Source organism: Mucilaginibacter sp. Mucisp86 (assembly GCF_047324315.1).
Taxonomy (GTDB): domain Bacteria; phylum Bacteroidota; class Bacteroidia; order Sphingobacteriales; family Sphingobacteriaceae; genus Mucilaginibacter.
Genome location: NZ_CP168503.1, coordinates 2,958,796 through 2,971,798, shown reverse-complemented (window position 1 = coordinate 2,971,798; position 13,003 = coordinate 2,958,796). Strand labels below are relative to the sequence as shown.

The window sequence follows — 13,003 nt, the reverse complement described above, 5'->3', positions numbered from 1 at the left end:
AATTCGGGTTCAGACAAATTTGGAATTAACACAATGCACGATATTGAACCATATTACCGCTGGAGAGATGACTACGTAGCATCTGAAGATGAGTTTTCGCCTTTTTATGCTACAGAATACAGCGAGTTTGAATTTGACAAGCAGGTATACAATTACCTGCTGCACCCGCAATGGGACTCGTTCGGCTCCAATACGCTTTATCTTAAAGTGCTTTTTGCCGATTATGATAAAGGCTATACCATTATTGAGCTTATAGGCGAATGGAACGATGCCATCAATAACGACATCATGCTGCTAAAGCGTGAACTGCTCGATTTGATGATAGATAATGGCATCAGCCATTTTATCCTGATAGGTGAAAATGTACTCAACTTTCACTCAAGCGATGACTGTTATTACGAAGAGTGGTTCCAGGATGTAGAAGATGGCTGGATAGCCGGTATCAACTTCCGCGAGCATGTAATAGAGGAGTTTAAAAGCAACAACATCGACTATTACATCAACTTCGGCGGCGAGCTGGATAACCTTGGCTGGCGAGCGTTGAAACCTGTACAGGTTTTCAAAAAGGTAGAAGAGCAGTTGATGAGAAGGTTGAATTAAGACAAGAAATCAAGAGTCAAGAAAAAATAGAATCAAGGGTTCAGGAGCCAAAAGGCAAGGCGGTTAAGAAAACTTTCTTGATCCTCGACTCTAACATTCCAGACTCTTTCCTCCTTCCTGATTCTTGACTCTTGCAGTCTTGCTTCTTTCCTCCCCTTTCTTCACTCTACATTCACTTTTTATTCATAAATTCGTACTATAATTTTTAACACAAAATGGAATTTAAAGAATCTAAATACAACTACGATAATGTTATCGAAGTTAGAGATCAATCAGAAGTTTCTTCACGCAGGTTTATGGCCGGCGTATTTAGCTGGATGTTCGTGGCGCTTGGCGTTTCGGCAATAACAGTATTTTTGGTTTTAAACATGGGACTTATCAGCCTGATTGTTGCCCCAACCGGTGGTCTTACAGGCTTTGGCTATTTCGCCTTATTTTCGCCTTTGGCATTTTCATTAGTAATGCAATTTGGCTATAACCGTATCTCTTACCCGGTACTGGTATTGCTTTTTGTGGCTTATGCAACCCTCATCGGTATCAGCTTAAGCCTGATATTTTTGATCTATACATCTGCATCAATATTAGGTGTTTTCATTACCGCATCGGTAACTTTCGGTATCATGGCCGTAGCAGGTTATACTACCCAAATGGATTTAACCAAGTTTGGCTCAATCATGTACATTCTGTTCATCGGTATATTTGTAGCTTCATTGGCTAATTTCTTTATGCACAGCGAACAAATGAGCTACATTATCAGCTACATAGGTATAGCTGTATTTACTGGTTTAACTGCCTACTATATGCAAATGCTTAAACGCATTGGTGCAGGCATTGAATATGGCGATGCCAGTTCGAAAAAACTTGCTCTGATGGGTGCGTTAACGCTGTACATCACCCTGATCAACCTGTTTTTCATGATCCTCCGTTTATTCGGCAGAAGAAGATAATTTCAACAAAGAAACTCAATCAAAAAGCTGCCTCCGCAAAAGGCAGCTTTTTTTGTTTAACAATGTGGCTTAACGATGAGATTAGGGCTGTGTTATACACTTGCAAATGACAACTTTATTGCGCAACTTTGCGGTGCTTATGGAGAAAGACGGAGGGATTAGACCCTGCGATGTCTTAGCAACCTGTGCTTCACAAGGTGCTACATTCTACCAGGCAGCAATTATGCGCCCGGACAGATAAGCGAAAGTCATATCAACACCCGACTTTTCGAGATAAGCTTTTTATTTATTTGTGATTGCAATGATTGTTTTGATTACACTGATTTGATTCGTCCTGACAGACTATTTGCTCAAGACGTCGATAGATCAAACCATTCCTTAAAATCAAATTAATCGGTGAAATCATCAAATAAAAATCGGTGAAATCAAACAATGGACATTAGAAAAGAATTACAGAAACGCATCCTGGTGATTGACGGAGCAATGGGTACCATGATTCAAAGGTATCAGCTCACGGAGAAGGATTTTCGTGGCGAGCGTTTTCGCGATCATCATAGTGACCTGCAGGGCAATAACGACCTGCTCAATATTACGCGCCCCGATATTATCAAGGCCATTCATGCTGAATATTTAGACGCCGGTGCCGATATTATTGAAACTAATACGTTCAGTACGCAGGTGATTTCACTTGCCGATTATCACCTGGAAGAACTGGCTTACGAACTAAGCTACGAAGGTGCACGCATTGCCCGCGAGGTAGCCGACGAGTATACCCAACGCAATCCCGAAAAACCGCGTTTTGTTGCAGGCGCCATCGGGCCAACAAACCGTACTGCTTCATTATCGCCTGATGTTAACGACCCCGGATACCGCGCTGTTACGTTTGATGACCTGGCCGAGGCTTACTATGACCAGGTACGTGGTTTGGTTGACGGTGGTTCGCACCTGTTATTGGTTGAAACCATATTTGATACACTAAATGCTAAGGCCGCCCTGTTCGCCATAAAACGTTATGAGCAGGAATGCAAAGCTGCCGGTAAAGATTTCCCTGCTTTCAGAGATTCGGGCGGTATTATGATCTCTGGTACTATTACCGATGCATCTGGTCGTACCCTTTCAGGACAAACGGTTGAAGCTTTCTGGAACTCGATAAGCCATGCCAACCTGCTTTCGGTAGGTTTAAACTGCGCTTTAGGTGCAAGGGAAATGCGTCCGCACCTTGCCGAGCTTTCTGAAAAAGCAGGTGTATATATCTCTGCTTATCCAAACGCTGGTTTACCAAACGAGTTTGGCCAGTACGACGAAACACCGCACGAAACTGCTCACCAGGTTGATGATTTCATCAAAGCCGGGCTGGTAAATATTGTAGGTGGATGCTGTGGCACTACACCCGAACACATTAAATGTATTGCCAACAAAGCTGCCGCGTTTCCGCCACGCCCTATCCCACAAATTGAGCCGGATATGCGCCTGAGTGGTTTAGAGTCGGTTACCATAAAACCCGAAAGTATTTTCGTGAACGTGGGCGAGCGTACCAACATTACCGGTTCGCCTAAGTTTTCTAAACTGATTTTGGCCGAGGATTATGAGGCTGCCCTGTCTGTTGCCTTACAACAGGTTGAAGGCGGCGCCCAGGTTATCGATATCAACATGGACGAGGGCATGATCGACTCTGAAGCGGTAATGACCAAGTTCCTGAACCTTGTTGCTTCTGAGCCTGATATTGCCAAGCTCCCTATCATGATCGACTCGTCTAAATGGACAGTGATTGAGGCTGGTTTGAAATGTGTGCAAGGCAAGGGCATCGTAAATTCCATCTCCCTGAAAGAGGGCGAGGATAAATTTAAAGAGCATGCCCGCAAAATTTTAAGCTATGGTGCCGCTACCGTAGTAATGGCCTTTGACGAAACAGGCCAGGCCGATTCATACGAACGCCGGATCGAGATCTGTAAACGATCATACGATATTTTGGTGAACGAAGTAGGCTTCCCGCCGCAAGACATCATTTTCGACCCGAACATCCTTACCGTAGCCACCGGCTTGGAAGAACATAACAATTATGCGGTTGATTTTATTGAAGCCACCCGCTGGATCAAACAAAACCTGCCGCACGCCAAAGTGAGCGGCGGCGTAAGTAATATCTCCTTCTCATTCAGGGGTAACAATACCGTGCGTGAGGCTATGCACTCGGCATTCCTTTACCACGCTATTAAAGCGGGTATGGATATGGGGATCGTAAACGCTGGGATGCTGGAAGTTTACGAGGAGATCCCAAAAAATCTGCTGGAACTGGTAGAAGATGTACTCCTTAACCGCCGTCCGGATGCTACCGAGCGCCTGGTTGAATTTGCAGATACCATCAAAAGCAAAGGCAAAGAGGTAGTACGCGACGAAGAATGGCGCAAAGGCACCGTTCAGGAGCGCCTCTCCCACTCCCTGGTAAAAGGTATTGTTGAATATCTTGACGATGATGTGGAAGAAGCGCGCCAGGCCTATGCAAGGCCCCTTGAAGTAATTGAAGGTCCGCTGATGGATGGCATGAATGTAGTAGGCGACCTGTTTGGTGCAGGCAAGATGTTTTTGCCACAGGTTGTAAAATCGGCCCGAGTAATGAAAAAGGCGGTGGCCTACCTGCTGCCTTTCATTGAGGAAGAGAAAAAGAATAATGTTAATGCAGATCAGCGCGCCAATGCCGGTAAAGTTTTAATGGCCACCGTAAAAGGCGACGTGCATGATATCGGCAAAAACATAGTTGGCGTAGTATTAGCCTGTAATAACTTCGAGGTGATCGACCTTGGGGTGATGGTACCTGCCCAACGCATTATCGAGGAAGCTAAAAAACAAAACGTCGATATCATAGGCTTAAGCGGATTGATCACCCCGTCGCTTGATGAGATGGTACATTTTGCCAAAGAAATGGAGCGCGAAGGGTTTACCATCCCGCTTATTGTTGGCGGTGCTACTACTTCACGCATCCACGCTGCGGTAAAAATTGCCCCGCAATATTCAGGCGCTGCCATTCATGTGCTTGACGCATCCCGCAGTGTTACTGTATGCAGTAACCTCATGAGCAAGGAAAATCGGGACAGCTACATCCAGGGTATTAAGGATGAATATGCCAAAGCCCGTGAAGCACATGCCAACAAAAAATCAGATAAACGCTTTGTAACTATCGAAGAGGCGCGTGCGGGTAAATTCCAGATCAGCCTTGATGGTGATGTGGCACCGAAACCGGCATTTACCGGCACTAAAGTGTTTGAGAATTTCCCATTGGAGGAACTGCTTCCTTATATCGACTGGACACCATTTTTCCATACCTGGGAGTTACGAGGTAGCTATCCGAAGATCTTTGAGGACAAGTATGTAGGAGTCGAAGCAAAAAAGCTGTTTGACGATGCGCAGGTACTAATGAAACGGATTATCGACAATAAGTTATTTACCGCGAAAGGTGTGATAGGCTTCTGGCCGGCCAATGCCGTAGGCGATGATATTGAGTTATATACTGACGAAAGCCGTACAACTGTTTTAAATCGGATACATACTTTACGCCAGCAGGCCGAAAAGGTGAAGAACGATCCGTACTATGCATTGTCGGATTTCATCGCTCCAAAAGAAAGCGGTGTGCCTGATTATTTCGGCGGCTTTGCGGTTACAACCGGTTTAGGTTGTGATGAATTGGTTGCTGAGTTTGAAGCCGACCATGACGACTATAACAGCATCATGGCCAAAGCCCTTGCCGATCGCCTTGCCGAAGCTTTTGCCGAAAAAATGCACGAGCTTGTACGTAAAGATTATTGGGGATATGCCAAAGGCGAGCAATTAAGCAACGTTGAGCTGATCAAGGAAGAGTATCAAGGTATCCGTCCGGCACCGGGCTATCCCGCCTGCCCGGATCACACCGAAAAAACCACCTTATTTGAGTTGCTTAAAGCCGAAGACAATGCAAACATGCACCTAACCGAAAGCCTGGCTATGTTGCCGGCTGCATCGGTAAGCGGTTTCTACTTCGCACATCCGCAGGCAAGGTATTTCGGTTTAGGAAAGATCAGCAAGGATCAGGTGGAGGATTATGCCGTGAGGAAACAAATGCCACTGGAAGATGTAGAAAGATGGCTGGGGCCGAATATTAATTATTAGCCCCCCGGCCCCCTAAAGGGGGAGTAAGAGTGAAATTTTAATTACATAAAATACACAAAATAAAAAAAGCCGCCGCACGGGGGGAGCCGAGCGGCGGCGCGAGGCAAAAAGCGCAGGAAGCGTGCGATTCCCCTCTTGAGAGGGGCGGAGGGGTGTGTTAAAAAAGCGATAATAAACAACGCATAACACACCCCTGCCAAAACAAATTTCCACCGCGCCCCCTCTCAAGAGGGGAATTAAAAAGTATATTATAAAATTCAAATAAAAAATTCCCCCTTTAGGGGGTTAGGGGGCAAATGAAAATACCTGAACATATAGCAAACGCCAACGGCAAAACACTTTTTTCTTTTGAACTGATCCCACCTTTGAAGGGGCAGAGTATCCAGGGCATTTATAATGCTATTGATCCGCTGATGGAGTTTAAACCTCCATTCATTGATGTTACTACCCTGCGCGAGGATTTTATTTATAAGCAGCACCCAACCGGTTTGCTCGAAAAACTTTCGTACCGCAAACGCCCGGGCACAATTGCCATCTGCGCGGCAATTATGAACAAGTACAAGGTGGATACTGTACCCCACTTGCTTTGCGGCGGTTTCACTAAAGATGAAACCGAGAATGCCCTTATTGAGCTGGAGTTTTTAGGTATCGAAAACGTGCTGGTATTACGTGGTGATGCCCGACTCGGCGATTCATCGTTTGTACCTACACCTAACGGCCATTGCTATGCTACCGAGCTGCTGCAACAGGTTGTAAACCTCAATAACGGCATTTACCTGCACGAAGATCATGGCAATACGGTAAAAACCAATTTCTGCATTGGCGTTGCCGGTTACCCTGAAAAACACTTTGAAGCACCTAACCTTAAAACCGATTTCAAATACCTGAAACAGAAGGTAGAGATGGGTGCTCAATTCATTGTAACCCAAATGTTTTTTGATATAGATAAGTACAAGGAGTTTGTAAATGGCTGCCGGGCTAATGGCATTAATGTACCTATTATTCCAGGGTTAAAACCGATCACTACATCAAAGCAACTGGTTACGCTATCAAAAACTTTCCATATTGATATCCCCGAAGATTTGAGCGACGCCATCCATGCCTGCGCCACCGAAAAGGATGTGAAAGAGGTAGGTATTGAATGGATGATCAACCAGTGTAAAGAATTAATTGCTTTTGGTGCGCCGGTACTGCATTTTTATACCATGAGCAATGCCGGGCCAACTAAACGTATTGCTGAGGCGATATTTTAGGGACAAGAATAAAAATGTCATCGCGAGCGATAGCGTGGCAACCGCATACTATACAGAGCCGCCCTGTATAGCATGCGATTGCCGCGTCGCTTCTTCCGCGCAACCCCTCCCGCTCCTCGCAATGACATGGTTTTTAAGGCCTAAACCGCTGGCTTAGTTGTGATTAATAAATTAAAATATTTACTTTTAGTTATCAATCCAACACCTGCCTATGGATACCTTCAGTCACATCAAGGCTGTTATCAGCATTACGCTGGGCCTTAGCATTACCCACCTGCTTAAAGGAGCGGCCAAACAAATTCAGCACCCCGGCCGGGATAAACCTTATTGGGTACATAACCTGTGGACACTTTACGTGTTTATATTACTACTGCACTTTTGGTGGTGGGAGATCAGCCTGCATGAAATAAAGCACTGGCTTTTTACCGAGTACTTTTTCATTATCATATACATTGTAACTTATTACAGTGTTTGCGCATTGCTTTATCCCGATGATTTAAAAGACTATCAAGGCTATAAAGATTATTTTTACTCACGCCGAAAGTGGATCTTCGGTATTTTGGGAACGAGCTACCTGCTTGATATTATTGATACCGAAATAAAGGGGCCAACTTATGTGCACCATTACAATATCGAATATCCTATCCGCAATATCAGCCATTTCATATTGTGTATGATAGCTATCAAAGTAGAAAACCGGAAGTTCCACGCCGCCCTGGTGATCATCTTTATTCTTTACGAGGCTTCATACATCCTGAGATTATTTTAACGGTTAAAATGAGAGGGCGCCGACATGCAACGGCACCCTCTTCCCCGTCCACATGCAGGTTACTTACAAAAGATAACCTGGTTCGTTTTTGCCCAGTCATTACTTTCGCCTGTGGTTAATTTGCGATAGGTTGTCAGGGTTAGGCTATATGCACATGAAGGCCATGCGCTGAAAGGAGGAGTTAAAACAAATGGGGCCGGTGCGGCCAGGTTAAACTTTTGGGCGTCACCGCGCGGAGTTGTTCCGCTGGGTAAGCCACTTACGGTACCTGTAGCGTTCGACCAAACACCCAGCGACCAGCTGGCAATCAGCTCATGATCTACCGTGTAATCGGCATGTGCTGCGCCGCTTACCGGAGTACAGCCGCTGCCGCCTCCGGCAAAAAGCTCTTCCAGTTTCAGCAGGCTCACCTCGTTCCAGTTATTCACGTAGATCTTACCGATGAGTGATTGTGTGTTAAGGTTTGGCGAAGCTGGATTGGCGGGATCATCAGTGGTTTGAAATTGTATGTATAACATTCTTCCGTTTTTCTGATCTGCAACGGGCACAGCTAAACCAGGCGTTAACCCAGCACTGGCGTCACCGCCGCCAATAATGGTAGTAGTGTTTAAATAAAACAGCGAACCATAAAAGCCATTATCAAGCGCAGGCTGATCAACCCGTACCCAGCCGTTAGCGTCAGGATGCAGCACATGATCGGGGATTGGATTAGGGTAGTTATCGGCCGGAATACTATCTGGCACAGAGGCCGGTTGGTTGATATCGATCACTACATCCTGAAATGCGGTAGTGCCGTTCCAGGTAATTTGCCGGGTGGCAACCTTTAAGGCCGTAGCTTCCATTTGGGCAGTAGTTACCGGGCTGAAGTTCACATTATCGGTCGAGAACAAAAAGCGGTAATAAAGCGGGCTGGCAGGCGCGGTGGGCACCTTTTTGGTGGCGTAGCCTCCCAGCTTCACCGAACCGAAGAAACCGTAGCCGATGCCACCCGCTCCAAATTTGCTCATGAGGGTTTTGCCGCCTGCATCAATATCAGATGTAATACTAAAATTCCCAACTGAAGTAAACCATGGCGTATCACTGGTAATGATGCCGCCTCCTTTAATGCAAAGCTTTACGCAGAAACAGTTGTTGGCATTATGCCTGTCGTTCTGGCGACCGCGGGTACGGTCTTCGGCCAGGAGTACGGTGCCTGATGAGCTTTCAACCCTGAAATAATAATCAGGACCGGCGGGCCATTCCACATTAAGCCAAGGTAATAAGGTTTTCCTGAAATTGTCGCCGGGATATACAATAGTGAATTTTCCGTTGTTATCGGTATAGGCGTTGCCCAAATAGTCGTCTTGCAGCAGGTCGACATCGTAGGCAAAAACCTTAACGCCGGGGATTGGCTTTTGGGTTTCACAATCGTTTACATAACCGCAAACTACCCAGATATCTAACAGGGTAAGGATGCGGCAAAACCATTTGGAATCTATTTTATAATCAAATCTTGCATATTGAGCATTTTCCTGGCTGCTTTTATACAGGGGTTGCAGCGTAGTGATATGAAACTGCAATGCCGGGCCTTTTTTAGGCAATGGAATTTTGAAAGGGACATTGCCGCAATACCAATCCACATCAATACTACCACCCTCGTAACCGGATTTTCCTCCGTCAATTTCGATGGTGAAATCGCCGTTCTCCTGCACATCGGCCTGGGTAATGAACAGCCGTTCCTTTGCCTTTAGTTCATCATCATTTACCTGGTGAAAGGTTTGCTTGGGATCGGCCACCGCAAGCCGGGTTTCGTTTTGCAGATCAGAAGGGCGATAAACTTTTACCGATGTGCCCGCAACAGGCAGTTCGCAGTCCGAACATAACAAACCGCGAAGGTTCCCTTTAATAATGTAGTTCATAAGTTTTTGATTAGTATTTGTACCGGCTTACTCTTTAAACTGGATTTTCAGCATACTCCACCGCAAGCAAGCAGATGTACGGCTTATTTGCTGGATCAAAGTTTGGGCAAAACCGTTACGCAATCAACGTTGCCACTACGCTATTATAGCCTGTAGTGGTACGCGATATAAAAACGTATCATCAACATGAACGAGGCGTAGAATTACGCTTTAGGGGACGTTTTTGTATAAAAAAGCGCCTTCCTGATCAGAGGGAAAGGCGCAGGCTCATAAATTTTGGTTTGTTAATGGTTCAGTAAAGGCCTGTGTGATCTTGTTTCATGTTTAACTAACTCACTCTAACATTTCGCAAAACGGGAATAGTTATATTAACACTACTTAAAGCAATTTAATAAATAATATTTATAATTTAATAAAAAACTTTTGCTATTTAAAACACTATATTTTAGAGAGGAAAATCACAAAAAGCACTTGTTTACAGCCACGTAAGATTACAGTTTCTGATACGTAAAAGTACGCATAATACGTGGGTATTAAAACGCAATCTATTTGTAATTTCTTAATAATCAATAACATAAAATCAGATCAAAAATCTATTGTAGCTTATATGACCGGGGATATAATTGAAAGAGATGCTTATTAATATTAGTTTTATACAAACTAAATCCCAACACGCTATTATTTTTTATGGAAACACAAGAAAAAAGACCATTATCACCCATCACCGGCCACGAAGGGGCACCAATTGAACTTGATTTAGCTGCACAATGGACAGAAAACCACAGGCAACGTAACCCTAAAGATAATATATCACAATTTTTTGGCCGCGAAATATTAAATACCATACTTAATCAGCCCGATTGTATGGGGATACGCATTTACTATGCTAATGATCAAAGGCTCAACAGCTGGCAAAAATTCTGGATAGCGATAAGCAATTTTTTATTATCTGTAATTGCCAACGTTGGCGGGCAGCAGCATTTTATTATAACCGGGGTTTTGGAAACAGGCGAAGATCAGTTACCTGAAGATAATGCTCCCAAAGCCAAATCAGCTGAAGGCGTACAAACCTTTGCGTTGATGTCTGCGACTACTTCTAATATACTTGGGGAGCAATCGATGCCATGCCCCGGCTCATCTGGATGTCCGCAAAACAGACTCACAGGCCAAACAGCATAATCAAATATTCCAAAATGTCTATCAATTATACGCGACAGTTAGAAATCCTCTCGGTTATATCGGGTATTTTCCCTATTGCCGCGGCGTTACTGAAATTCAGGAACCTTAACAATTTATTGAAGATAATTTTTGCATTATTCGCATTCTCGTTTGTGGTTGATGTAACATTATGGGTTGCGCAAGAAATTGGAACAAAAAATGATATGTATATAATCCATATATACATTGTAATAAGCCTGATCTTTTATACTATTATATACTACAAGCTGTTTGAAAAAATTATTTTAAAGAATATAACAATTATACTGGCATGTATAGTTGCAATTATAATGATTGTTTATAATCACAATTTAGATCAATATCCGTCGGTTTCAAACACCTCCCTTGGTGTCCTTCTTATAACCTTGTCTCTTTGCTATTTCTACCAATTACTTAACCCTCAAGAATTTATACACATTGAAAAACTGGGGTTATTTTGGATAAACACAGGAATATTGTTTTATTCAGCGGTTAATATTTTTCTATTTATGCTCCTGGATCGTATTCCAAAAACCGAACAACATAATTATTACATAATCCATAGTGTTACGAATATTATAGCTAATATATTATATTCGACAGGTTTACTATGCAAACCACAAAAAACGTCATAAATTTAGGTTTGTATATATAATAACCATGTATAACAACCCAATCTTACAAGTATCCGAAAACGGCCTTATCCCAGTTCTGATCATCGGGACACTTGTGGTGGTTGTATTGATTATTTTTTTATTCTTCTTTGTAATTGTATACCAACGAAGGATGCTTAAAAACCAGGCAGAGTTACGTGCCCTGCACGATGCCCGGCAAACCGATTTGATGAATGCCGTTTTTGAAACCCAGGAAAGTGAACGCCGTCGCCTGGCCGAAGACCTGCATGATAGTGTTGGCCAGGTGCTTTCGGCTATCAAACTCAACCTGCACCGATTGGATAAAAACTGCGTAAACGAAGTAACCCAGCCCCTGCTGATGGACACCCGCAAACTGGCCGATGAATGTATCCAGGAGATCAGGAACATCATACAAAACGTTTTGCCCCCTATCCTTACCGATTATGGCTTACTGGTGGCTATTGAAGCACTATGTACCAAAGTTGAAAACAATACGCACATTAAGGTTAAGTTCTCTAAAAATTTTGCCGATAAACGTTTCCCCAATGAAATTGAACTGGCCATGTACCGCATAGCGCAGGAACTATTTGGCAACGCCATAAAACACTCGGAAGCCACCATTATTAACCTCAATATGGCTTTAGATTCCGGCTACCTTGTCATGGAATTTAAAGATAACGGCAAGGGTTTTAATATGGGCGATGTTAAGCAGGGTTTCGGCCTTAAAAATTTACAGAGCCGGGTGCAACTCATTAACGGTGAAATAAATACATATAGCAAGCCACTAAGCGGAGCTATCACAATCATTAAATTAAAAGTAGCATAGTTAAAACCAATAGTCTATATTTATTGATTATTTGAATTTTGTTAACAACCTATGGGCCCAATTAAATTAGGTATAGTAGACGACCATAAGATTTTCAGAAATGGTTTAAAAGCTACCCTTGAAGATTGCGGGGATTTTGAGCTGGTACTCGAAGCCTCGAACGGAAAAGAACTGATAGGCTTATTAACCGACAAAACCCCTGACGTTATTTTGATGGATATTAAAATGCCCGAAATGGATGGCATCCAAACAGCCACCCATGTTCATCAGCATTTTAAAGACATTAAGATCCTGGCGTTATCCATGTTCAACGAAGACAAATATATTGTGGATATGATGAAGGCAGGAGCATCGGGCTACCTGCTTAAAAATGCCGAACCGGAAGAGATCATCGAGGCCGTATCTACCGTTTACAATAAGGGTTTTTATTTTAACGAACACCTGTCCATAACGCTCATCAAACAACTGGTAGGCAATGATCAGACAGATAGCATCCCCAATAACAAAACCGACCTTAACGAGCGCGAAATTGAAGTGCTCAAGCTGGTTTGCCAGGAATGCTCCAACCAGGAAATAGCCGATAAAATTTTCCTGAGCGTTCGCACTGTTGAGGGCTACCGCGCAAGGCTTTTTGAAAAAACCGGATCGAAGAATTTAGTGGGATTAGTTATTTACGCCATTAAACGCGGCATTATCAATGTAACGTGATGTTAGTCTCAAGTCTTTAGTTCTAAGTATTAA

9 protein-coding genes and 1 riboswitch are annotated in these 13,003 nt (G+C 43.6%); of the genes, 8 read left to right on the top strand and 1 reads right to left on the bottom strand.

What is annotated here, in order from left to right; translation table 11 throughout:
* Window positions 1-33 precede the first annotated feature (33 nt).
* From ACEN9X_RS12685 to ACEN9X_RS12665, 5 genes are all read left to right on the top strand, one after another.
* A complete protein-coding gene (locus tag ACEN9X_RS12685; RefSeq protein ID WP_413670711.1) occupies window positions 34-600 on the top strand; it encodes a hypothetical protein in 567 nt (188 codons plus the stop codon).
* Between the two features lie 215 nt (window positions 601-815).
* A complete protein-coding gene (locus tag ACEN9X_RS12680) occupies window positions 816-1,547 on the top strand; it encodes a Bax inhibitor-1/YccA family protein (RefSeq protein WP_413670710.1) in 732 nt (243 codons plus the stop codon).
* A 134-nt stretch (window positions 1,548-1,681) separates the two neighbouring features.
* A riboswitch (SAM riboswitch) is annotated at window positions 1,682-1,791 on the top strand.
* Between the two features lie 188 nt (window positions 1,792-1,979).
* Window positions 1,980-5,684, top strand: a complete 3,705-nt coding sequence (gene metH / locus ACEN9X_RS12675) for a methionine synthase (protein ID WP_413670709.1) — start codon at window positions 1,980-1,982, stop codon at window positions 5,682-5,684.
* Window positions 5,685-5,980: 296 nt separating this feature from the next.
* A complete protein-coding gene (locus tag ACEN9X_RS12670) occupies window positions 5,981-6,937 on the top strand; it encodes a methylenetetrahydrofolate reductase (protein ID WP_091216806.1) in 957 nt (318 codons plus the stop codon).
* A 211-nt stretch (window positions 6,938-7,148) separates the two neighbouring features.
* Complete coding sequence (locus ACEN9X_RS12665; RefSeq protein WP_091216811.1) at window positions 7,149-7,706, top strand: hypothetical protein; 558 nt, start codon at window positions 7,149-7,151, stop codon at window positions 7,704-7,706.
* Window positions 7,707-7,765: 59 nt separating this feature from the next.
* Here ACEN9X_RS12665 and ACEN9X_RS12660 read toward each other — a convergent pair whose 3' ends face one another.
* Window positions 7,766-9,604, bottom strand: coding sequence for a hypothetical protein (locus ACEN9X_RS12660; protein WP_413670708.1), 1,839 nt, complete (start codon window positions 9,602-9,604; stop codon window positions 7,766-7,768).
* Between the two features lie 687 nt (window positions 9,605-10,291).
* On the opposite strand from ACEN9X_RS12660, the gene ACEN9X_RS12655 reads away from it, so the two are divergent.
* The 3 genes from ACEN9X_RS12655 to ACEN9X_RS12645 all read left to right on the top strand — a co-directional run bounded on the left by ACEN9X_RS12655 (window position 10,292) and on the right by ACEN9X_RS12645 (window position 12,970).
* Window positions 10,292-10,783: a hypothetical protein gene (locus tag ACEN9X_RS12655; protein ID WP_413670707.1), complete on the top strand. Its 492-nt coding sequence runs from the start codon at window positions 10,292-10,294 to the stop codon at window positions 10,781-10,783.
* A gap of 678 nt (window positions 10,784-11,461) precedes the next feature.
* The gene (locus ACEN9X_RS12650) at window positions 11,462-12,262 is read left to right on the top strand and encodes a sensor histidine kinase (RefSeq protein ID WP_413670706.1); all 801 of its coding nucleotides are present in this window, start codon (window positions 11,462-11,464) and stop codon (window positions 12,260-12,262) included.
* Window positions 12,263-12,313: 51 nt separating this feature from the next.
* Entirely contained in the window at window positions 12,314-12,970 is a 657-nt protein-coding gene (locus ACEN9X_RS12645; RefSeq protein ID WP_413670705.1) for a response regulator, read from the top strand.
* Window positions 12,971-13,003: the final 33 nt, after the last annotated feature.

Bases quoted from the DNA above. Each gene is read 5' to 3' on its own strand.
- ACEN9X_RS12685 (WP_413670711.1), top strand. From the start codon at position 34: ATGCACGATATTGAACCATATTACCGCTGGAGAGATGACTACGTAGCA.
- ACEN9X_RS12680 (WP_413670710.1), top strand. From the start codon at position 816: ATGGAATTTAAAGAATCTAAATACAACTACGATAATGTTATCGAAGTT.
- metH (WP_413670709.1), top strand. From the start codon at position 1,980: ATGGACATTAGAAAAGAATTACAGAAACGCATCCTGGTGATTGACGGA.
- ACEN9X_RS12670 (WP_091216806.1), top strand. From the start codon at position 5,981: ATGAAAATACCTGAACATATAGCAAACGCCAACGGCAAAACACTTTTT.
- ACEN9X_RS12665 (WP_091216811.1), top strand. From the start codon at position 7,149: ATGGATACCTTCAGTCACATCAAGGCTGTTATCAGCATTACGCTGGGC.
- ACEN9X_RS12660 (WP_413670708.1), bottom strand. From the start codon at position 9,604: ATGAACTACATTATTAAAGGGAACCTTCGCGGTTTGTTATGTTCGGAC.
- ACEN9X_RS12655 (WP_413670707.1), top strand. From the start codon at position 10,292: ATGGAAACACAAGAAAAAAGACCATTATCACCCATCACCGGCCACGAA.
- ACEN9X_RS12650 (WP_413670706.1), top strand. From the start codon at position 11,462: ATGTATAACAACCCAATCTTACAAGTATCCGAAAACGGCCTTATCCCA.
- ACEN9X_RS12645 (WP_413670705.1), top strand. From the start codon at position 12,314: ATGGGCCCAATTAAATTAGGTATAGTAGACGACCATAAGATTTTCAGA.